Below are 21355 nucleotides of genomic sequence, written 5' to 3'. Positions count from 1 at the left end.
TCCGGCCCTCGGACAATGGATTGGACAAGGTGCCCGGGGACATACGCATCATGGAACCGCAGCACCTGCACACACGTACGGAGGAGTCCCCGTGAAGGTCGGAATCGTCGGAGCCACCGGTCAGGTCGGCACAGTCATGCGCAGGATTCTGGCCGAGCGGAACTTCCCGGTGGACGAGCTGCGGCTCTTCGCCTCCGCCCGCTCCGCCGGCACGGTCCTGGACGGCGTCACGGTCGAGGACGCGGCCACCGCCGACTACACCGGCCTGGACATCGTCCTCTTCTCGGCCGGCGGCGCCACCTCCAAGGCCCTCGCCGAGAAGGTCGCCTCCCAGGGCGCCGTGGTGATCGACAACTCCTCCGCCTGGCGCCGCGACCCCGAGGTGCCCCTGGTGGTCTCCGAGGTCAACCCGCACGCGATCAAGGACCGCCCCAAGGGCATCATCGCCAACCCGAACTGCACCACCATGGCCGCCATGCCGGTGCTCAAGCCGCTCCACCAGGAGGCCGGCCTCACCGCCCTCGTCGCCACCACCTACCAGGCCGTCTCCGGCTCCGGCCTGGCCGGCGTCGCCGAGCTGGACGGCCAGGTCAAGGCCGTCGCCGAGCGCGCCACCGAGCTCACCCACGACGGCGAGGCCGTCGACTACCCGGAGCCCGGCGTCTACAAGCGCCCGATCGCCTTCAACGTGCTGCCGCTGGCCGGCGCGATCGTCGACGACGGCTCCTTCGAGACCGACGAGGAGCAGAAGCTCCGCAACGAGTCCCGCAAGATCCTGGAGATCCCCGAGCTGAAGGTCTCCGGCACCTGCGTGCGCGTCCCGGTCTTCTCCGGCCACTCGCTCCAGGTCAACGCCCGCTTCGAGCGTCCGATCAGCGTCGAGCGCGCCTACGAGCTGCTGAAGGACGCCGAGGGCGTCGAGCTCTCCGAGATCCCGACCCCGCTCCAGGCCGCCGGCAAGGACGCCTCCTACGTGGGCCGCATCCGGGTCGACGAGACCGTCGAGCACGGCCTCGCGCTCTTCCTCTCCAACGACAACCTGCGCAAGGGCGCCGCGCTCAACGCGGTGCAGATCGCGGAGCTCGTCGCGAAGGAACTGCAGGGCTGATCCGCCCCGTACGGAGGAACGGCGGTCACCGGTGACGGTGGCCGCCGTTCCTTCTTGTTCGCCCTGGGAAATGTGCCGTGCGCCGCCCGCACGCCCCGTGGAAGGATGGCCCAAACGTCACGAAACCGAGGAGTTGACCGGGTGCCTGGTACGAACCTGACCCGTGAAGAGGCCCAGCAGCGGGCGAAGCTGCTGTCCGTGGACGCGTACGAGGTCGACCTCGACCTCACCGGTGCGCAGGAGGGCGGCACCTACCGGTCCGTCACCACCGTCCGCTTCGATTCCGCCGCGGAGAACGCGGACACCTTCATCGACCTCGTCGCACCGACCGTGCACGAGGTCGTGCTCAACGGGACCGCCCTCGACCCGGCCGAGGTCTTCCGGGACTCCCGCATCGCGCTGCCCGGGCTCCGGCAGGGCCGCAACGAGCTGAAGGTCGTCGCCGACTGCGCGTACACCAACACGGGCGAGGGTCTGCACCGCTTCGTCGACCCGGTCGACGGGCAGGCGTACCTCTACACCCAGTTCGAGGTGCCGGACGCCCGCCGCGTCTTCGCCTCCTTCGAGCAGCCCGACCTGAAGGCCACCTTCCAGTTCACCGTGAAGGCGCCCGAGGGCTGGAGCGTGATCTCCAACTCCCCCACCCCGGAGCCGAAGGACGGCGTGTGGGCCTTCGAGCCCACCCCGCGCATCTCCACGTACATCACCGCGCTGATCGTCGGCCCGTACCACTCGGTGCACTCCTCCTACGAGGGCCCCGACGGCCAGGTCGTGCCGCTCGGCATCTACTGCCGTCCGTCGCTCGCCGAGTTCCTCGACGCGGAGCACATCTTCGACGTGACCCGGCAGGGCTTCACCTGGTTCCAGGAGAAGTTCGACTACGCCTACCCGTTCGCCAAGTACGACCAGCTCTTCGTGCCGGAGTTCAACGCCGGCGCTATGGAGAACGCGGGCGCGGTCACCATCCGCGACCAGTACGTCTTCCGCTCCAAGGTGACGGACGCGGCCTACGAGCGGCGCGCCGAGACCATCCTCCACGAGCTGGCCCACATGTGGTTCGGCGACCTGGTCACCATGGAGTGGTGGAACGACCTGTGGCTGAACGAGTCGTTCGCCACCTACACCTCGGTCGCCTGCCAGGCCTCCGTCGAGGGCACCCGCTGGCCCAACGCCTGGACCACCTTCGCCAACGCGGAGAAGACCTGGGCCTACCGCCAGGACCAGCTGCCGTCCACCCACCCGATCATGGCGGACATCAACGACCTGGAGGACGTGCTCGTCAACTTCGACGGCATCACCTACGCCAAGGGCGCCTCCGTCCTGAAGCAGCTGGTGGCGTACGTCGGCCAGGACGAGTTCTTCACCGGCGTGCAGGCCTACTTCAAGCGCCACGCCTTCGGCAACACCCGCCTCACCGACCTGCTCGGCGCCCTGGAGGAGACCTCGGGCCGCGACCTGAAGGCCTGGTCGAAGGCGTGGCTGGAGACCGCGGGCATCAACATCCTGCGCCCCGAGATCGAGACCGACGAGAACGGCGCGATCACCTCCTTCGCCGTCCGCCAGGAGGCCCCGGCGCTGCCCGCCGGCGCCAAGGGCGAGGCCGTGCTGCGCCCGCACCGGATCGCGATCGGCCTCTACGACCTCGACGCGGCCGGCAAGCTGGTGCGCACCGAGCGCCTGGAGCTGGACATCGACGCGGCCGAGCTGACCGCGGTGCCGCAGCTCGCCGGCAAGCAGCGCCCGGCCGTCGTCCTGCTGAACGACGACGACCTGTCGTACGCCAAGGTCCGCCTCGACGAGGTGTCCCTGAAGAACGTCACCGCGCACCTCGGCGACTTCACCGAGTCGCTGCCGCGGGCGCTGTGCTGGGCCTCCGCCTGGGACATGACCCGGGACGGCGAGCTCGCCACCCGCGACTACCTGGACCTGGTGCTCTCCGGCATCACCAAGGAGACCGACATCGGCGTCGTGCAGTCGCTGCAGGGCCAGGTGAAGGTGGCCCTCGACCTGTACGCGGCGCCGGAGTGGCGCGCCGAGGGCCTGGCCCGCTGGGGCGCGGCCGCCCAGGAGCAGCTGCGCGCGGCGGCCCCGGGCAGCGACCACCAGCTGGCCTGGGCGCGGGCCTTCGCGGCGACCGCCCGCGAGGACGCCGAGCTCGACCTGCTCGCGGCGCTGCTCGACGGCACCGAGACCATCGAGGGCCTGGCGGTGGACGCCGAGCTGCGCTGGGCGTTCGTGCAGCGGCTCGCGGCGACCGGCCGCTTCGACGAGGCCGAGATCGCGGCCGAGCTGGAGCGGGACCGGACGGCGGCGGGCGAGCGGCACGCCGCCACGGCCCGCGCGGCCCGGCCGACCGAGGCCGCCAAGGCCGAGGCCTGGGCCTCGGTCGTGGAGGCGGACACGCTGGCGAACGCGGTCCAGGAGGCGGTGATCGGCGGCTTCGTGCAGGCCGACCAGCGCGAGCTGCTCGCCCCGTACACGGAGAAGTACTTCGCCTCGATCAAGGGCGTCTCCGAGACCCGCAGCCACGAGATGATCCAGCAGATCGTGGTCGGCCTCTACCCGACCCTCCAGATCTCGCAGGCCACCCTGGACGCCACGGACGCGTGGATCGAGGCCAACGACCCGGCCCCGGCCCTGCGCCGCCTGGTGACCGAGTGCCGTGCGGGCGTCGAGCGCGCCCTGAAGGCGCAGGCCGCGGACGCGGCCGCGGCCTGACCCGCCGCATGAGTGAGGGGCCCCGGACCGATGTCGGTCGGTCGGGGCCCCTCGTCCTGTCCGCGGCCGTTGCCGCGCGTCCCTCGGTGGTCAGTTCGTCAGGCGGGCGTACCGCGCGCGCAGGGCGGCCGCGCCCTCGTCCGTGAGGGTGCCGTGGAGGCGCATGCGGGCGATGCCGCCGTCCGGGAAGGCGTCCAGGCGGACGTGGGTGACCACGGCCCGGGCGGCGAGCGGGAAACGGTGGAGGGTGTCGGGCTGGAGGCGGGTGCGGGGGATGATCTCGAACCACTCGCCGGTGTCGCCGTTGCGGCCCTGGAGGGAGATCCAGCCGGCCGAGTTGCCCTTGAGGTAGGCGGTGTCGATCTCGACGGCGCGGACGGCGCCCTGGGCGGCGAGCCGGAAGCGCACCCAGTCGTTGGTGCCGCGGACCCGGCGGCGGCGGTTCTCCCAGCCGTCGTCCATCTTGCGCGAGGTGCCGGGCAGGATGATCTGGGTGGGCGAGGAGTAGAACCTGTCGGAGGCGTCCTCGTAGGCGCCGCCGTTGAGCACCGAGATCAGGTCGAGGGTGCCGAGCAGGTCCAGCCACTCGGGGTCCGGGACGACCTCGCCGTGCACCCGCAGCCGGGCGATGCCGCCGTCGGGGTGCTGGCACAGGCGCAGGTGGGTGTAGCGGCGCTCGGCGGTGATCTCGAAGCCGTTGGCGGCGTGGCCGCGGACCGGGGTGGGCGGCACGAGCTCCTCCCACTTCGCTTCCAGGAGCTCCTCGGGGCTGGGCGTGCCCTCGACGGCGGTGGCCTGGACGCTGACCTTCTGCGGGTAGTTGCCGCGGAAGTGGGCGGTGTCGACGACGATGCCGCGGATGACGCCGGGGGCGCCGAGGCGGACGATCGCCCAGTCGTGGTCCTCGGGCGCCGGGAACGGGTGGCCGGCGTCGGCGCCGCGGCGGCGCCGGGTCTCCCAGCCGTCCATGATCTTGCCCTTGTGGCCGAAGTGCTCGGGGTCGAACACGGCGCGCTCGCGGACCAGCAGGTTCTCCCGCTCGGCGAAGAACTCGTCGTTGGCGGCGACGACGCCGGCGCCGAGGCGCCGGTCGGCCAGGTCGACGAGCTCGGTGAAGGGGAAGTCGCCGGTGCGGTAGTCGGCGTACGGGTCGCCGCCCGCGTAGGGGGCGGCGTCGTTGGCGTGCGGGTCCTGGCTCGGGTCGTTCGCGTCGAGGCTCATGTGCCCGACTCTGCCGCCGACCGGGGCACCGGGTCCATCGAATGTTTTCGACGGGTCTTTTCAGCCGGGCTGAACGGTCTCGCGGTGCGCCGTCTCGCGCTGGACCGCGGCCTGCCGCAGCGCGGCGAGGACCCGGGCCACCGCCGGGCGCTCTTCGGAGCCGCGCCGCACGGCCGCGACGACGTGGCGGCGCGGCTGGTCGGCGGAGAGCACCCGCATGACGACCCCGGAGCCGGTGCGGCGCTCGGCCGCGGCCATCCGGGGCACCAGGGCGACGCCCATCCCGGCCTCGACCAGGGCGAGGATCGCGGTCCAGCCGGCGGCGCTGTGCGCCTGCTCGGGCACGAAGCCGGCGGCCTCGCAGGCCGCGGTGGTGATCTCGGACCAGGGCCCGGAGCCGCCGAAGATCCAGGGCTCGGCGGACAGGTCGGCGAGCCGCAGTCCGGCCGCGTCGGCGAGCGGATGCCCGGCGGGCAGGGCCACGTCGAGCGGGTCGGCGAGCAGCGGGACCCGGCTGAACTTCGGGTCGCGGGCGGTCGGCGCGTGGGCGGCGAGGGAGAGCGCCAGGTCGACCTGGCCGGCGGTGAGCAGTTCGTACGCCTCCGCCGCCTCGGCCTCGCGGACCCGGACGTCGAGCCCGGGGTGGGCGGGGCGCAGCGCCTGGACGGCGGGGACGACGAGGGCGGGGACGGCGGTGGAGAAGGCGGCGACCCGGATCCGGCCGGCCTCGCCGCTGAGATAGGCGTCGAGGTCGGCCTCGGCCCGCTCCAGCTGGGCGAAGACGGCCTCGGCGTGCCGCAGCACCAGGTGGGCGGCGTCGGTGAGCCGGACCCGCCGGCCCTGCGCCTCCAGGAGCCGGACGCCGAGCTGGCGGGAGAGGTTGGTGAGCTGCTGGGAGACGGCGGAGGGGGTCATCAGGAGGGTCTCCGCGGCGGCGGTGACGGTGCCGCGGTCGCGCAGGGTGCGGAGGATCTGGAGCTTCTTGATGTCCCACTCGGTCATGGGCCGCAACCTACCGGGCCGAACTCATCGCCACCCCGCCGAGGATCAGCACCATGCACCCGGCGCCGACCGCGCCGAGCCGCTCGCCGAGCAGCAGGGCGGCGAGCAGGGCGACGCAGACCGGCTGGAGGTAGTAGACGACGCCGGCGCGGGCGGCGCCGATGAGGGAGACGGCGCGGTTCCAGCAGAAGAAGGCGACGGCGGAGGAGCACACGCCGACGTAGAGCAGCGGGCCGACGGTGCCGGCGGTGACCGGGAAGCCGCCCTGGACGGCGAGGGACACCGCGTAGGCGGGGGCGAGCATCAGCGCGCCGAGCACGAAGGTGGTGAGCAGGAAGGCGAGTCCGTCGAGCTCCGCGGGCCTGCGCTTGAGCAGGGCGCTGTACGTGGCGAAGGACAGCGCCGCGGCGAACATCCACAGGTCGCCGGCGCCGGGGTCGAGGGTCGGCGAGCCCTTGCCGACCAGCAGCAGCACGCCGAGGACGGCGATCAGGGTGCCGAGGACGCGGCGGGCGCCGAGCCGTTCGCCGCCGAGCCGGGCGTAGCCCGCCATGATCACCGGCGAGGCGGCCATGATCATGCCCATGTTGCCGGCGGAGGTGGTGAGCCCGGCCTGGTGGACCAGGGTGTTGTAGAGGGCGACGCCGAAGAGGGAGGCGAGGGCCACGTGGCCGAGGTGACGCCGGATCAGGGCGCGCTGCCGCCACAGGGGTCGGGCGGCGAAGGGGGCGACGGCGAGCAGCGCGATGATCCAGCGCCAGAAGACGGCCTGGACGGGCGGGACGGAGTCGGCCAGGTCGCGGGTGGCGACGAAGCTGCCGGACCAGACGACGGTGGCGAGCAGGGCCAGGAGCACGCCGAGGCCGGCGCCCCGGCTGGTGCTCACGGGGGCCGGCCTCTCGGCGGTGGCGGTCTCGGCGGTGGTGGTCCCGGCGGCGGGGCTGTCGGCGGTGGCGGGGCTCTCGGGGCTGGCGTTCTCGGCGGCGACGGGGCTCATGGGCGCTACCGTCGCACCGCCGCACTCTCCAGGTCCATCGAAACTTCCTGACCCTTCTTTTCAGCGGAGCTGAACGATTCGGCCTTGGTCGCGCGGGTCCGCGGCTGGAGCTGGCCGGCGAGGGTGGCGCCGAAGGCGATGACCATGCCGAGCAGCTGGACCGGGCCGAGCGCCTGGCCGAGGGCGGCCCAGCCGATGACGGCGGCGGTGATCGGCGAGAGCGGGCCGAGCAGGGTGACCGAGGAGGCGCTGAGCCGCTCGATGCCGCGGAACCAGAGGAAGTAGGAGATCGCGGTGTTCCCGAAGGCGAGGTAGGCGTAGCCGGCCAGGTTGACGCCGGAGAGGGCCGGCGGGGCGCCCTCGATCAGCAGGGCGACGGGGAGCAGGACCAGTCCGCCGGAGGTCAGCTGCCAGCCGGTCAGGGCGAGGGCGCCGACGCCCTCGGGGCGGCCCCAGCGCTTGGTGAGGACGGTGCCGGCGGACATCGACAGCGAGGAGAGCAGTCCGGCGACCACGCCGACGGTGTCGAAGGCGGCTCCCGCCTTCAGGACCACCAGACTCACGCCGAAGGCGGCGGCGATGGCGGTGAGCAGCCCGCGGACGGTGGGCCGGTCGCCGAGCAGCAGGGCGGCGAGTCCGACGACGAAGAGCGGCCCGGCCGAGGCGACGACGGCGGCGACGCCGCCGGGCAGGCGGTAGGCGGCGAGGAAGAGGAGCGGGAAGAAGGCCCCGATGTTGAGGGCGCCGAGGACGGCCGACTTCCACCACCACGCGCCCCGCGGGAGCTTGCGGGTGAGGGAGAGGAGCAGCAGTCCGGCGGGCAGGGCCCGCATGAGCCCCGTGAACAGCGGCCGGTCGGGCGGCAGGAACTCGGTGGTGACGAAGTAGGTCGACCCCCAGGAGATCGGGGCCAGGGCGGTCAGGGCGACGGTGGCGGCCTTGCGGGACATGACGGTTCCCCCCTCTGCGAGTGGCTCAGCGGTAATTAACTTAGCACTAAGCTACTTACGCGCAAGAGACTTAGTGAAAAGTGACTTGGAAGTGAGTTACTTGCCAGCCGCTCAGGAGCGAGGGAGACTGCCGCCATGGAGAATCACGACGCCGTCGACGCCATCACCGACCAGTGGGCGGCCGTCCGTCCGGACCTGGAGACGCTGCCGATGGCCGTCTTCGGCCGGATCTACCGGCTCGCGCTCGCCATGCGGGGAAAGGTGGACAAGGCGTACAAGCCGTACGGGGGCATGGCGCTCGGCGAGTTCGACGTGCTCGCCACGCTGCGCCGCTCCGGCGAGCCGTACACGCTCTCGCCGCGCGAGCTGACCGCCACGCTCATGATCACCACGGGCGGGATGACTGGCCGCCTGGACAAGCTGGAGCGGGCCGGGCTGATCACCCGCAGCCCCGATCCGAACGACCGGCGCGGACTGCGGGTCACCCTCACCGAGGAGGGCCGGGAGCTGGTCGACCAGGCCGTCGGCGCGGGCCTCGCCCAGCAGCGGGCCGCCCTGGAGGCCGCGCTCACCCCCGAGGAGGCGGAGCAACTGGCCCGGCTGCTGCGGAAGCTGCTCGCCACGACCGCCTGAGCCGCGCCGAGCGCGCACAGAGGGGGCGCCAGGGGCAATGGGGCGCGCACGAGGACTTCAGGGGCGTCCGGGGACGCGCGAGGGCGCCGTACGGTACCCGCGTACCATACGGCGCCCTCGTGACGCTCTGGGGTCGAGGCGCGAGCCCGCCGGGCTCAGGCCTTCTTCCGGGACTTGTCGAGGACCATCACCAGGCCGGCGATGACCAGGAACAGCACGATCGGCGCGGCCACGTACAGACCGAGGGTCTCGATGACCTCCAGCTTGGGAGCCGGGTCGTCACCGTCGTCGCGGGTCAGCGCGAGCGCGGGGGACGACATGAGCAGCATCATCAGCGTCGTACCGGCCGCGACGGCGCCGGCGCGCAGGGCGTTCTTCTTGTCCACGGTGCAAAAGTAGCGAACACCTAAACGGGCCGCGCGCCCGGGGGTGCCGTACGGGCGCGCACGCCCCCTCGGCGCGCCGGTCCGCCCGTCCCGACGGCTTCCGAGACCACCCTCAGGAGCTCGTGCGCGCGGGGCGAGGCGGCCAGCTCCTCCAGGGACATCGGCTGCCCGTCCGGGCCCGCCACCGGCAGCCGCCAGTTGGGGTACTGGTCCCAGGTGCCCGGCAGGTTCTGCGGCCGCCGGTCCCCCACCGCGTCCGGCAGCCACACACCAACCAGCCGCGCCGGGGTGGCCGCGAGGAAGCGGTGGAAGGCCCGCACCTCGGCCGCCTCGTCGCCCGGCCCCTCCGGCAGCAGGCCGAGCCGCTGGAGCAGGCCCAGCCACTCCGTGGTCTCCGCCGCGTCCCGGGCCCGCTCGCGCGCCAGGTCCGCCTCTCCCCCGTCCCCGGCGAGCAGCCCGAGCCGGTGGCGGAGCGTCACGTGCGCGCCGGACAGGCGCGCGGCGGTGGACGGCAGGTCGTGGGTGGTGGCGGTGGCCACGCAGTCCGCCCGCCACTCCTCCGGCCCGAGCGGGCGCCCGCCGCCCGCCCAGTCCCGCTCGAACCACAGCACCGAGGTGCCGAGCACCCCGCGCCGGGCCAGCGCCTCGCGCACCCCCGGCTCCACCGTGCCCAGGTCCTCGCCGATCACCGAGGCGCCCGCCCGGTGGGCCTCCAGGACCAGCACCGCGAGCATCGCCTCGGCGTCGTAGCGCACATAGGTGCCCTCGGTCGGCTCGCGGCCCTCCGGCACCCACCAGAGCCGGAACAGGCCCATGACGTGGTCGATCCGCAGCGCGCCCGCGTGCCGCAGCAGTTCGCGCAGCAGGCCGCGGTACGGGGCGTAGCCCGCGGCGGCGAGCGCGTCCGGGCGCCAGGGCGGCAGGCCCCAGTCCTGGCCGCGGGAGTTGAAGGCGTCGGGCGGCGCGCCGACCGACATCCCGGCCGCGAACACGTCCTGCTGCGCCCAGGCGTCGGAGCCGTCCGGGTGCACGCCGACGGCCAGGTCGTGGACGATCCCGACCGGCATCCCGGCGCGCCGCGCGGTGGCGGCCGCGTCGGCGAGCTGCCGGTCCGTCAGCCAGGCGAGCCGGCAGTGGAAGTCGACCCGGGCGGCGAGCGCGGCGTCCGCCCGGACCGCCGCCGCGGCCCCGTCCGGGTCGCGCAGTTCCTCGGGCCAGTGGCGCCAGTGGTGGCCGTGCCGCTCGGCGAGCGCCTGGTAGGTCGCGTGGTCCTCCAGGGCGCGGCCCCGCTCGGCCAGGAAGTCGCGGTAGTCGGCGCGCCGGCCGGGCGCGAGCTCCACGGCGTGCACCAGCTCCAGGGCGCGCCGCTTGACCTCCCACACCGCGTCCCGGTCGATCAGGGCGCCCTTGCCGAGCACGCTCTCGCGCAGTTCGGCGGCGTCGGCGAGGATCCGGTCGAGCTCCTCGCGGTGGGCCGGGTCCACGTGCGCGTACTCCGGGACGGCCTCGATCCGCAGGTGCACCGGGTCGGGGAAGCGGCGGGAGGACGGGCGGTAAGGGGAGGGGTCGGTGGGCGCCCCGGGCACCGCCGCGTGCAGCGGGTTGACCTGCACGAAGCCGGCGCGGTGGGTGCGGCCCGCCCAGTCGGCGAGCTCCGCGAGGTCGCCGAGGTCGCCCATGCCCCAGGAGCGGGAGGACAGCAGGGAGTAGAGCTGCACCAGCAGCCCGAAGGCGCGGCCGTCCTCCCCCGGGACGGGCGCGGGCACGCGCGCGGGGGCCACGATCAGGGTGCTCGCCGAGCGGCGCCCGTCCGGGGCCTCGGCGAGCACCCGGTGCACTCCGGTGGGCAGGGCGCGCCAGTCGGCGCCGGTGACGGTCCGGCCGGTCTCGGTGGTGACGGTGAGCCGGGTGCCGGGCGGCAGCCCGCGGGGCGGCCGGAACCCGCGCCGGGCGCCTTCCGCGCGGGCCGCGTGGTCCGCCCCGGGGGCCGTCTGGTCCGCCCCCGGGGCCCCGGCGCCGGCCCCGTCGTCCTCCTCCCAGAGGACCAGGGTGGGCGGCAGCAGCCGTTCCCCGGCGGTCCGTTCCGCCGCCGCCAGGGCCGCGGCGAGCGCCTCGGGGCCCGAGGCGTCCACCCCCAGGGCGCGGAGCACCGCCACCACGGTGGCCTCGGACACGGGGACCGTGACGCCCTCGGACGGGGCGTACTCGGTGGCGACGCCGTGCAGGGCGGCGAGACGGGCCAGGGTCACGTCACACTCCGGGGGACTCCGAACCGCCCGCGGCGGCGCGGGCGGTGGGTTCGCTGGTCAGGGGGGCGGCCTCGATGAGGGGCGGTTCGCTGGTGAGCGGCGCGGCGCCGGCGAGCGGCGGTTCGCTGGTCAGCGGGGGCTCGCCGGCCGGCGGTTCGGCGGTGAACGGCGCACCCTGCCTCGGAATGCGTATCCGTTTGCAGGCGTGGTCGGTCGCGGTCACGGGATCTCCCGGTGGTTCGTCTCGACAGGTAAGACAGCAGAGGGAGCCCTACCCACCGATTCCCGTTTTACCGGCGGGATGTGGCGAAAGCGTGCCACCTCGCCGAAACCCGGCCGGGCAAAGCCGACAGATCGCCCTGTCGCATTGACACTCCGTCGGCCCGGGTGGTGGGCTCGTCATCCAATCGTGACCATCGGTCGGGGTCGTCGGTCCCGGCCGACGTACCGGATCTTCGGGCGGAGAGGAGCCCCGGGTGTCCCTGGGACGCAGGAAGCGCACGGCCACCGCCGTCGCCGCGGCGGTCATCGGCGGACTCCTCGGCGGCGCCCTGCCCGGCGTCGCCCACGCCGCCCCCGGCGCCCCCTCCCCCGTGACCGCCCCGGACCGTCCGTCCCCGTCCGCCGTGCCCCCGGTCTGGCCCCGGCCCCAGTCGATCGCCCCGGCCGGGCCGGCCGTGCCGCTCGGCGCCGAGGTGACGCTGCTGGTCGCGCCCGAGGCCGATCCGTACGCCGCCGAGGCGCTGCGCGGGGTGCTGCGGGCCGCCGGGGTGCGCACCGTGCACGAGGCGCTGCCCGGCCGCGGGCCGCTGATCCGGTTCGGCGACGGAGTGGAGACGGACGCGGCGCTGCGCGCCCTGAAGGTGCCCGAGCGGGGCGACCTGCCGGACGGCGGCTACCGGCTCGCCACCGGCCGGCTCCAGGGCCGCGACGTCCTCGTCCTGGACGGCGCCGGCGAGGACGGCCTGTTCCACGCCGTGCAGACCCTCCGTCAGCTCCTCGGCGGCCGGGGCACCGTGCCCGGCGTCGTGGTCCGCGACTGGCCGGCCACCGCCGTGCGCGGTCTCACCGAGGGCTTCTACGGGGAGCCGTGGACGCCCGCCGAACGCCTCGCCCAGATCGACTTCATGGGCCGCACCAAGCAGAACCGCTATCTGTACGCGCCCGGGGACGACCCCTACCGCCGGGCGCTGTGGCGCGAGCCCTACCCGGCGGCCGAGCGCGCCGCCTTCCGCGAGCTGGCCGCCCGCGCCGCCGCGAACCACGTGACCCTCGCCTGGGCCGTCGCGCCCGCCCAGGCCATGTGCCTGTCCTCGGACGCCGACGTCGCCGCGCTCACGCGGAAGCTGGACGGCATGTGGGCGCTCGGGGTGCGCGCCTTCCAGCTGCAGTTCCAGGACGTCAGCTACAGCGAGTGGAGCTGCGACGCGGACGCCGACGCCTTCGGCAGCGGTCCGGAGGCCGCCGCCCGCGCCCACGCGCGCGTGGCGAACGCCGTCGCCGCGCACCTGGCCCGGCGCCACCCGGGCGCGGCCCCGCTGTCCCTGATGCCGACCGAGTACTACCAGGACGGCGCCACCGCCTACCGGACCGCGCTCGCCGGCGCCCTGGACCGGCACGTCGAGGTGGCCTGGACCGGCGTCGGGGCCGTGCCGCGCACCATCACCGGCCGGGAGCTCGCCGGCGCCCGGGACGCGCTGCGCCACCCGCTGGTCACCATGGACAACTACCCGGTCAACGACTATGCGCAGGACCGGCTCTTCCTCGGCCCGGCGACCGGCCGCGAGCCCGCCGTCGCCGCCGGTTCGGCCGGTTTCCTGGCCAACGCGATGGAGCAGGCCGCCGCCTCCCGGGTGCCGCTGTTCACCGCCGCCGACTTCGCCTGGAACCCCAAGGGCTACCGCCCGCGGGAGTCCTGGCGGGCCGCCGTCGACGAGCTGGCCGGCCCCGACCCGGCCGCCCGCGAGGCGCTCGGCGCGCTCGCCGGGAACGGCGCCTCCTCGATCCTCGCCCCGGACGCCGAGTCCGCCTACCTCAAGCCGCTCGCCGCCGCCTTCTGGGCCGCCCGGGCACAGCACGACCCGGCGGTACGGGAGAAGGCGGGGCGCGAGCTGCGCGCCGCGTTCACCGTGATGCGCGAGGCGCCCGCGCGCCTGCGGGGCACCGCCGACGGCGCCCTGGGCACCGAGGCCGCGCCGTGGCTGGAGCGGCTCTCCCGCTACGGTGCCGCCGGCGAGAGCGCCGTCGACATGCTGCTCGCCCAGGCGCGCGGCGACGGCGCCGGGGCCTGGCGGGCCCAGCTGGACCTGGAGGAGCGGCGGGCCGGACTGCGCGCCGGGGCCGGGACGGGCCGGGTGACGGTCGGCAAGGGCGTCCTGGACGCCTTCCTCGACCGGGCCGCCGCCGAGTCCGCGGCCTGGACCGGCGCCGACCGGGCGCCGCGCGGCGAGCGGGCCGCGGGGACCGCGCCGGGCGGCGACCCGGACCGGGAGCGCGGTGCGGGCCCCGGGGGCGCGGCACCGGACACGTACACCGTCCGGCTCGACCGTTCGCGGCCGGTGGAGACGCTGACCGTGATGACCGACCCGGTGGCCGCGGGCGGCGCGGGGGCGGGCTTCCTGGAGGCGTACGTGCCGGGCGAGGGCTGGCGGCGGATCGGGCCGCTGGCCGCGTCCGGCTGGACCCAGGCCGATCTGAAGGGACTGCGGGCCGAGGCGCTGCGGGTCGTGTGGACCGGCCCGGGCGCGGCGCCGCGGGTGCACTCGCTGGTGCCGTGGTTCGCCGACGGGCCGCGGGCCGGCCTCGCCCTGTCCCGTACCGAGACCGACGCCGAGATCGGCGGCCCCGCCCAGCGGGTGGACGTCACCCTGGAGGGGCGGCGGGCGGCCGAGGTGCGCGGGCCGCTGACCGCCGCGGCACCCCGGGGCATCACCGTGCGGCTGCCGGCGCAGGCCGTGGTGCCGCGCGGCACCACCGCGACCGTGCCGCTGGAGGTGTCGGTGGCGCCGGACGTGCCCTCCGGGTCGTACGAGGTGCCCGTCTCCTTCGACGGCCAGCGACAGGTCCTCACCGTGCGGGCCTTCCCGCGCACCGGGGGCCCCGACCTGGCCCGTACGGGCACGGCCTCGTCCTCCGGCGACGAGACGCCGGACTTCCCGGCCGCGCTGGCCAACGACGGCGATCCGGAGACCCGCTGGTCCTCGCCGGTGGAGGACGGGGCCTGGTGGCAGGTCGAGCTGGCCGAGCCGGCCCGGATAGGCCAGGTGGTGCTGCACTGGCAGGACGCGCACGCCTCCCGCTACCGCGTGCAGGTCTCCTCCGACGGGCGGGTCTGGCGCACCGCGGCGACCGTGCGGGACGGCCGGGGCGGCCGGGAGTCGGTGCGGATGGACGCGGCCGGCACCCGCTTCCTGCGGGTCCAGGGGGATTCGCGGGCGACGGAGTACGGCTACTCGCTGTGGGCGGTGGAGACGTACGCGGTGGCGGAGGCACCCGCGGGCGGCCCTGACGGTCCGGGCGGCGGTCCGGGCACGCCGCAGGGGGAGCCGGCGGACCCGCCGCCGCCCGGCTCCCCGTGAGCCCCGGGGCCTTGTGCGCTCCGGTACGCGAAAGGCCCGGCTCAACCCGTCGTCACGGCCTCCTGAGGTGAGGCGGTGGCGACGGAGTCGATCCGGGCCAGGACGTCGTCGGCGCCGTAGGGCTGGAGGTACGGCAGCCAACGCGGGTCGCGGTGGCCGGTGCCGATGATCCGCCAGGCCAGTCCGGTCGGCGGCGCCGGCTGGTGGTGCAGCCGCCAGCCCAGCTCGCGCAGGTGCCGGTCGGCCTTGACGTGGTTGCAGCGGCGGCAGGCCGCCACGACGTTGTCCCAGGCGTGCGTTCCCCCGCGGCTGCGCGGCACGACGTGGTCGACGCTGGTTGCGACGCCACCGCAGTACACGCAGCGTCCGCCGTCGCGGGCGAACAGGGCTCGTCGGGTCAAGGGAACGGGCCCCCGGTAGGGGACCCGCACGAACCGTTTGAGCCGCACCACACTGGGCGCGGCGACGACACGGCTCTCGCTGTGCAGGAAGGCGCCGGACTCCTCCAGGCAGGTCGCCTTGCCCTCCAGGACGAGGACGAGCGCGCGGCGGAGCGGTACGACGCCGAGCGGCTCGTACGACGCGTTGAGGACCAGGACATGCGGCACGGATGCCTCCTATGACGCCGGCGGCGCGTGGCTCGCGCCGGGACGAAACTGCTCTCAGTCTCTCCTCACAGCGGGCCGGTGCGCCACCACGTGTGCGTCACGGTGCGGGGGTGTTCTCGACCACATCCGGCGCCCGGCGGGAGTCTTCCCCCGCACGTGGACCGTCTTTCCGTGTGCACGCGTGCGTGCGGGGCGACGGGGGCATCATCCCGCCGCCGCTACTGTGGATGAACTGCGAACGCCTGCCTGGAGGTCCTCCCGTGCCGCCCCTGTCCTGGTCCGCCCCGCGTGCCGCCGACGATCCGACGAACGTTCCGGTGACGCTGGACGAGGCGGCGGAGAAGGCGACGGACGCCGCGGGCTGGGTGGAGCAGAACTGGTCCACCTGGCTGAACACCGGCCTGAAGATCGTCCTCATCCTGGTCGTCGCGCTCACCCTGCGCATGCTGGTCCGCAAGGCGCTGACCAAGCTGATAGACCGCATGAACCGCTCGGCCCAGGCGGTGGAGGGCACGGCCCTCGGCGGCCTCCTCGTCAACGCCGAGCGCCGCCGGCAGCGCTCGGAGGCGATCGGCTCGGTGCTGCGCTCGGTGGCCTCGTTCCTGATCCTGGGCACGGCCGGCCTGATGATCCTCGGCGCCTTCAAGATCGACCTGGCACCGCTGCTCGCCTCGGCGGGTGTGGCCGGTGTCGCGATCGGTTTCGGCGCGCGCAACCTGGTCACGGACTTCCTGTCCGGCGTCTTCATGATCCTGGAGGACCAGTACGGCGTCGGCGACTCCGTCGACGCGGGCGTCGCCTCCGGCGAGGTCGTCGAGGTGGGCCTGCGGGTCACCAAGCTGCGCGGTGTGGACGGGGAGATCTGGTACGTCCGCAACGGCGAGATCAAGCGCATCGGCAACCTCAGCCAGGGCTGGGCCACCGCCGCCGTCGACGTCACCGTCCGCCCCACCGAGGACCTGGACCGGGTCAGCGCGGTGATCACCGAGGCGGCCGAGGCCATGTCCAAGGAAGAGCCCTGGAACGAGCGCCTCTGGGGCCCGGTGGAGATCCTCGGCCTCACCGAGGTCCTGCTCGACTCCATGACCGTCCGCGTCTCGGCGAAGACGATGCCGGGCAAGAAGCTGGGCGTCGAGCGCGAGCTCCGCTGGCGCATCAAGCGCGCCCTGGACGAGGCGGGCATCCGCATCGTCGGCGGCATCCCCCCGCAGTCCGACGAGCCCAAGCAGGCCGACCCCACCGCCGCGATCTCCGCCCCCTCGGCCTTCGCCTCCCCCTCCTCCCCGCAGTCCGCGGCGGCCACCCCGCTGCCGAAGCCGGACCTGAACAAGTAGCCGCTGCGGCGACACGGGAAACGAGAAGGGGGCGCCCGGCCGGTGACGGCGGGGCGCCCCCTTCGTCGTACGGGTCAGCTCTCGGGGCGCTGGGCGCCGAAGTGCTGTACGCGGAGGATCAGGACGATGTCGTCGCGGTAGTCCTCCTGGTACCAGACCATCGCCGACCCCTCGGCGAATGTCCTGACCCCGGATGCCGCCTCGGTGATGTCGAACGGCTTTCCGATGCGCCGAACCCCCACGGCGTCGGCGACCGCTGCGCAAGCGCCTCGATCTCCAGGCGCTGTTCGGCGTCCAGGCCGCCGACGACGTGCTCGGCGTCCGGTTCGTACTCCCAGGTCCAGTCGCTCACGCGGCGGCGGCCTCGGCGAGGAGGGACGCCAGCTCGGCAGCGGCAGCGCGGCGCTCGGCGCGGTCCTCGGACTCACTGACAATGCGCTCGCACTCGCGGAAGCGGGCCAGCCGCCGCGGATAGCGGGCGACCCCGACCCACGCCCACCAGTGCTCGACGAACGCGCGCGGCGGCGTGAGGGTGTACTCGTCGCGCGCCTGGCGCATCGCCTCGTCCCACTGCTGATCGAATCTGCCGAGGGCCGCGGGGTCGAGGCGGCCGACGGCCACGCGCAGCGCGGCCGGAGTCTTCTCGGGCATGGGAAGGAGGGGGCCGACAGGCTCGGCGGCACGCTCGGTCATGGCTGACTCCGTGAAGGCTTCGGCGGCGGACGAGCGGCACCGGGTCCACGGCGCCGCCCGTGTCTGAACTCTAGACGCGTTCGTATCCGACCGAAGCCGTTCCGTACTGACGCCCCTTGGGTTCGGCCGGCGGCCGACCTCAGAACCACCCGCCCCCCGCCACCGCGATCCGCGTCGTGGCCCCAGAGCCGCCCGACCCCTTGACGCTCCGGCGACCACGGCCTTACCTTCCTCCCAACACAATAGGAAACTTTCCTAACAGAGCAGCGGAGCCCTCGGGCCCGCGTACGGACAGGTGGAGCGTCGTGGCCGGTACGAATGCGGGGACGCCCGGGACGCCGCGGGTGTTGCGGGCCATGAACGACCGGGCCGCGCTCGATCTGCTGCTCGCGCACGGGCCCCTGTCGCGGACCCGGATCGGGAAGCTGACCGGGCTGTCGAAGCCGACCGCGTCGCAGCTGCTCGGGCGGCTGGAGGCCGCCGGGCTCGTCGTGGTGACCGGGACGACCGAGGGGCGGCCCGGGCCGAACGCGCAGCTGTACGGGGTGAATCCGCGGGCCGCCCACGCCGCCGGGCTCGACGTCACGCCCGAGGGCATCCACGCGGCCGTCGCCGACGTCACCGGCGCCGTGGTCGGCGAGTTCCGGCTGGCGACTCCCGGGCGCGGGGCCGAGGACGTGGTGCGGCAGGTGGTCGACGCGCTCGACGGGGCCGTCAAGGCCGCCGGGCTCGCCCTCGGGGACGTACACCGGCTCGTCATCGGCACCCCCGGCGCCTTCGACCCGGCCACCGGGCGGCTGCGCTACGCCTCCCACCTGCCCGGCTGGCACTCCCCCACGCTCCTGGAGGAGCTGGCCCGCGCGCTGCCGATGCCCTTCGAGTACGAGAACGACGTCAACCTCGTCGCCCTCGCCGAGCAGCGGCTCGGCGCCGCCCGCGACCACGAGGACTTCGTCCTGCTGTGGAACGAGGGCGGCCTCGGCGCCGCCCTCGTCCTCGGCGGCCGGCTGCACCGGGGCTTCACCGGCGGCGCCGGCGAGGTCGGCTTCCTGCCCGTGCCCGGCACCCCGCTCGTCCGGCAGGTCGCCAAGGCCAACTCCGGCGGCTTCCAGGAACTCGCCGGCGTCCAGTCCGTGCCCCGGATCGCCAAGTCCCTCGGCATCCGCACCGCCGAGCAGCCCTACGTCGAGACCGCGGCCCGGCTGCTCGCCGAGGCCGCCGAGCGGCACACCGAGGACGAGCGGTACGCCGCGCTCCTCGACGCCTACGCCGAACGCCTCGCCACCGGACTCGCCGCCCTCGTCGCCGTGCTCGACCCCGAGCTGATCGTGCTCTCCGGCCTCGCCATCAGCCCCGGCGGCGAGCCGCTGCGCGCCCGCGTCCAGAACCAGCTCGCCGATCTGGCCGCCTCCCGGCCCCGGCTCGTCCTCGCCGCCGTCGACCGCGACCCGGTGCTCCGCGGCGCCCTCGAATCCGCCCTCGCCGCCACCCGTGACGAGGTCTTCGACACCTCCCGGTAGCACACCCGAAAAACAGACCGCCCCCTCCGTCCCCGCCCGTCCCAGGGAGATCCCGCCATGCCCGCACCGCGCCGACCCCGCGGACTCGCCGCCGCGCTCGCCGCCACCACCTCCGTCGCGCTCTTCGCCTCCGCCTGTACCGGCTCGGCGAACAACGGCGCCACCGACGACCCCAACGCCCGGACGACGATCACCTTCTGGCACGGCTGGTCCGCCCCCTCCGAGGTCGCGGCCATCAACGCCAACATCAAGCGCTTCGAGCAGGCCCACCCCAACATCAAGGTGAACGTCGTCGGCAACATCAACGACGACAAGCTCAACCAGGCGCTGCGCACCGGCGGTTCGAAGGGCCCCGACGTGGTGTCCTCCTTCACCACGTCCAACATCGGCAAGTTCTGCTCCTCCGGGGCCTTCGCCGACCTCCAGCCCTTCATAGCCAAGTCCAAGCTGGAACTGGACAAGATCATCCCCAAGACCCTGCTGGACTACACCCAGTTCGAGGGCAAGCGCTGCGCGATGCCGCTGCTCACCGACGCGTACGGCCTCTACTACAACAAGACCGCCTTCAAGGCCGCCGGCCTCGACCCCGAGAAGCCCCCGAAGACCTACTCCGAGCTCCTCGCCGCCGCCAAGCGCCTCACCAAGCCCAAGGGCGACGGCTACGAGCAGCTCGGCTTCATGCCGAACTACCGCGGCTACGAGACCACCACCGAGCACTACCTCGGCAGCTGGGGCCCCGCCTACTTCGACGCCAACGGCAAGTCCACGGTCGGCACCGACCCCGGCGTCGCCGAGATGATGACCATCCAGAAGAAGATGGTCGACGAACTCGGCGGCTACGCCAAGCTGGAGAAGTTCCGCACCACCTTCGGCGACGAGTGGGGCGCCAAGCACCCCTTCCACACCGGCCAGGTCGCCATGCAGCTCGACGGCGAGTGGCGGCTCGGCATGGCCACCGACGCCAAGGCCGCCTTCGACATCGGCGTCGCCCCCATGCCCGTCCCCGACGCGCAGGCCGCCGACTACGGCAAGGGCTACCTCTCCGGCACGGTCATGGGCATCGCCCCGCAGAGCAAGAAGCAGAACGCCGCCTGGGAACTGGTCAAGTTCATGACCACGGACACCGAGGCCGTCGTCGCCTTCGCCAACGGCATCCGCAACGTGCCCTCCACCTTCGAGGCGCTGAAGTCCCCGAACCTGAAGTTCGACCCGCGCTTCAAGACCTTCCTCGACATCGCGCAGCACCCGAAGTCCAACACGGCGGCCGGCGCCGTCAACGGCGCCACCTACCTCAACACCCTCCAGGACTTCGCCCTGCAGTACGAGAAGGGCGAGGTGACCGACCTGAAGGCCGGCCTCGCGAAGACCGCCGCGCAGATCGACACCGACATCGCCAAGGCGAAGTAGCACCATGGGCAGCACGATCACCCTCCGCTCGAAGCGCCGCCGCGCGGCGCTTCGCACGGCGGCCTTCCTGGCGCCGTGGCTCGTCGGCTTCGCCGTCTTCTTCGCCTACCCGCTGGTGTCGACCGTCTACTTCTCCTTCATGGACTACGACGGCTTCCAGCCGCCCACCTTCGCGGGCCTGGACAACTGGACGTACGTCTTCCGCGACTACCCGATGTTCTGGCCCGCCCTGCGCAACACCCTCTGGCTGGTCGTCGTGATGACCGCCTGCCGGGTCGTCTTCGGACTCGGCGTCGGCCTGCTCATCACCAGGATCAAGACCGGCGCCGGGGTCTTCCGCACCCTGTTCTACCTGCCCTACCTGGCCCCGCCGGTCGCCGCCACGCTCGCCTTCGTCTTCCTGCTCAACCCCGGCACCGGGCCGGTCAACGCCGTCCTCGAAGGACTCGGCGTGCCGGCCCCCGCCTGGTACAACGACCCCGCCTGGGCCAAGCCCGCGCTCACCATGCTCGCGGTCTGGGGCGTCGGCGACCTCATGGTCATCTTCATGGCCGCGCTGCTCGACGTACCGAAGGAGCAGTACGAGGCGGCCCAGCTCGACGGCGCCTCCGCCCTCCAGCGCTTCCGCTACGTCACCCTGCCCAACATCTCGCCCATCGTGATGTTCGCCGTGGTCACCGGGATCATCCAGGCGATGCAGTACTACACCCAGCCGCTCGTGGCCGGGAAGGTCGCCTCCGGGGTCATCGGCGGCTCCGGGCAGTCCTTCGAACCCGGCTACCCGGACAAGTCCACGCTGACCCTGCCGCAGCTCGTCTACAACCTCGGCTTCCAGCGCTTCGACTACGGCGCGGCCTGCGCCACCGCCCTGATCCTCTTCGCCCTGGCCATGGTCTTCACCCTGCTGCTCATGCGCCGCCGCGGCGGTCTCGTCCAGGCAGGTGACTGAAC

Annotated in this window: 18 protein-coding genes; 8 read left to right on the top strand and 10 right to left on the bottom strand. The window is 73.8% G+C overall.

From position 1 onward, the window contains the following. The first annotated feature begins 91 nt into the window (after positions 1 to 91). Positions 92 to 1108, top strand: coding sequence for an aspartate-semialdehyde dehydrogenase (locus ACIGW2_RS24435; RefSeq protein WP_361585155.1), 1017 nt, complete (start codon positions 92 to 94; stop codon positions 1106 to 1108). A 141-nt stretch (positions 1109 to 1249) separates the two neighbouring features. Beyond that, a complete protein-coding gene (gene pepN, locus ACIGW2_RS24430; protein WP_391656493.1) occupies positions 1250 to 3826 on the top strand; it encodes an aminopeptidase N in 2577 nt (858 codons plus the stop codon). A 90-nt stretch (positions 3827 to 3916) separates the two neighbouring features. Here pepN and alc read toward each other — a convergent pair whose 3' ends face one another. The 4 genes from alc to ACIGW2_RS24410 are packed head-to-tail and all read right to left on the bottom strand — an operon-like array spanning position 3917 to position 7996. Continuing rightward, a complete protein-coding gene (gene alc / locus ACIGW2_RS24425) occupies positions 3917 to 5047 on the bottom strand; it encodes an allantoicase (protein WP_399845832.1) in 1131 nt (376 codons plus the stop codon). A gap of 60 nt (positions 5048 to 5107) precedes the next feature. Beyond that, the gene (locus ACIGW2_RS24420; protein WP_361585143.1) at positions 5108 to 6049 is read right to left on the bottom strand and encodes a LysR family transcriptional regulator; all 942 of its coding nucleotides are present in this window, start codon (positions 6047 to 6049) and stop codon (positions 5108 to 5110) included. 10 nt (positions 6050 to 6059) lie between these two features. Further along, positions 6060 to 7046, bottom strand: a complete 987-nt coding sequence (locus ACIGW2_RS24415; RefSeq protein ID WP_391656496.1) for a DMT family transporter — start codon at positions 7044 to 7046, stop codon at positions 6060 to 6062. A 5-nt stretch (positions 7047 to 7051) separates the two neighbouring features. Further along, positions 7052 to 7996, bottom strand: coding sequence for an EamA family transporter (locus tag ACIGW2_RS24410; RefSeq protein WP_391656497.1), 945 nt, complete (start codon positions 7994 to 7996; stop codon positions 7052 to 7054). A gap of 135 nt (positions 7997 to 8131) precedes the next feature. Between ACIGW2_RS24410 and ACIGW2_RS24405 the strand changes: the two genes are divergently transcribed. Further along, positions 8132 to 8629, top strand: coding sequence for a MarR family winged helix-turn-helix transcriptional regulator (locus ACIGW2_RS24405; RefSeq protein ID WP_391656498.1), 498 nt, complete (start codon positions 8132 to 8134; stop codon positions 8627 to 8629). 155 nt (positions 8630 to 8784) lie between these two features. On the opposite strand, the gene ACIGW2_RS24400 is transcribed toward ACIGW2_RS24405, so the two are convergent. From ACIGW2_RS24400 to ACIGW2_RS24390, 3 genes are read right to left on the bottom strand one after another with little or no spacing between them, the layout of a single operon-like run. Next, complete coding sequence (locus tag ACIGW2_RS24400) at positions 8785 to 9015, bottom strand: hypothetical protein (RefSeq protein WP_356072918.1); 231 nt, start codon at positions 9013 to 9015, stop codon at positions 8785 to 8787. A gap of 20 nt (positions 9016 to 9035) precedes the next feature. Next, positions 9036 to 11264 carry a 4-alpha-glucanotransferase gene (gene malQ / locus ACIGW2_RS24395; RefSeq protein WP_399845826.1) on the bottom strand — a complete coding sequence of 743 codons (2229 nt, stop codon included), beginning with the start codon at positions 11262 to 11264 and terminating at the stop codon, positions 9036 to 9038. A gap of 1 nt (position 11265) precedes the next feature. Beyond that, a complete protein-coding gene (locus ACIGW2_RS24390) occupies positions 11266 to 11487 on the bottom strand; it encodes a hypothetical protein (RefSeq protein WP_391656500.1) in 222 nt (73 codons plus the stop codon). Between the two features lie 253 nt (positions 11488 to 11740). Here ACIGW2_RS24390 and ACIGW2_RS24385 point away from each other — a divergent pair, with 253 nt between their 5' ends. Then, positions 11741 to 14842 carry a beta-N-acetylglucosaminidase domain-containing protein gene (locus ACIGW2_RS24385; RefSeq protein ID WP_399845822.1) on the top strand — a complete coding sequence of 1034 codons (3102 nt, stop codon included), beginning with the start codon at positions 11741 to 11743 and terminating at the stop codon, positions 14840 to 14842. A 41-nt stretch (positions 14843 to 14883) separates the two neighbouring features. On the opposite strand, the gene ACIGW2_RS24380 is transcribed toward ACIGW2_RS24385, so the two are convergent. Further along, complete coding sequence (locus ACIGW2_RS24380; protein WP_356074992.1) at positions 14884 to 15450, bottom strand: HNH endonuclease; 567 nt, start codon at positions 15448 to 15450, stop codon at positions 14884 to 14886. A gap of 227 nt (positions 15451 to 15677) precedes the next feature. Here ACIGW2_RS24380 and ACIGW2_RS24375 point away from each other — a divergent pair, with 227 nt between their 5' ends. Beyond that, positions 15678 to 16784: a mechanosensitive ion channel family protein gene (locus tag ACIGW2_RS24375; protein ID WP_399845820.1), complete on the top strand. Its 1107-nt coding sequence runs from the start codon at positions 15678 to 15680 to the stop codon at positions 16782 to 16784. A 74-nt stretch (positions 16785 to 16858) separates the two neighbouring features. Here ACIGW2_RS24375 and ACIGW2_RS24370 read toward each other — a convergent pair whose 3' ends face one another. Continuing rightward, the gene (locus ACIGW2_RS24370; protein ID WP_391656503.1) at positions 16859 to 17026 is read right to left on the bottom strand and encodes a hypothetical protein; all 168 of its coding nucleotides are present in this window, start codon (positions 17024 to 17026) and stop codon (positions 16859 to 16861) included. A 106-nt stretch (positions 17027 to 17132) separates the two neighbouring features. Beyond that, positions 17133 to 17435: a DUF6247 family protein gene (locus ACIGW2_RS24365; protein ID WP_391656504.1), complete on the bottom strand. Its 303-nt coding sequence runs from the start codon at positions 17433 to 17435 to the stop codon at positions 17133 to 17135. Positions 17436 to 17782: 347 nt separating this feature from the next. Between ACIGW2_RS24365 and ACIGW2_RS24360 the strand changes: the two genes are divergently transcribed. Genes ACIGW2_RS24360 through ACIGW2_RS24350 form a run of 3 tightly spaced genes read left to right on the top strand, consistent with a single transcriptional unit; the run spans position 17783 to position 21353 of the window. Then, a complete protein-coding gene (locus ACIGW2_RS24360; RefSeq protein ID WP_361589878.1) occupies positions 17783 to 18997 on the top strand; it encodes an ROK family transcriptional regulator in 1215 nt (404 codons plus the stop codon). Between the two features lie 57 nt (positions 18998 to 19054). Further along, positions 19055 to 20404: an ABC transporter substrate-binding protein gene (locus ACIGW2_RS24355; protein WP_391656505.1), complete on the top strand. Its 1350-nt coding sequence runs from the start codon at positions 19055 to 19057 to the stop codon at positions 20402 to 20404. Between the two features lie 4 nt (positions 20405 to 20408). Next, a complete protein-coding gene (locus tag ACIGW2_RS24350; RefSeq protein ID WP_391656506.1) occupies positions 20409 to 21353 on the top strand; it encodes a carbohydrate ABC transporter permease in 945 nt (314 codons plus the stop codon). Positions 21354 to 21355 lie beyond the last annotated feature (2 nt).

It is taken from the genome of Streptomyces sp. NPDC053541, assembly GCF_044544705.1.
Classification (GTDB): domain Bacteria; phylum Actinomycetota; class Actinomycetes; order Streptomycetales; family Streptomycetaceae; genus Streptomyces.
This window is presented reverse-complemented; position numbering and strand designations above follow the sequence as displayed.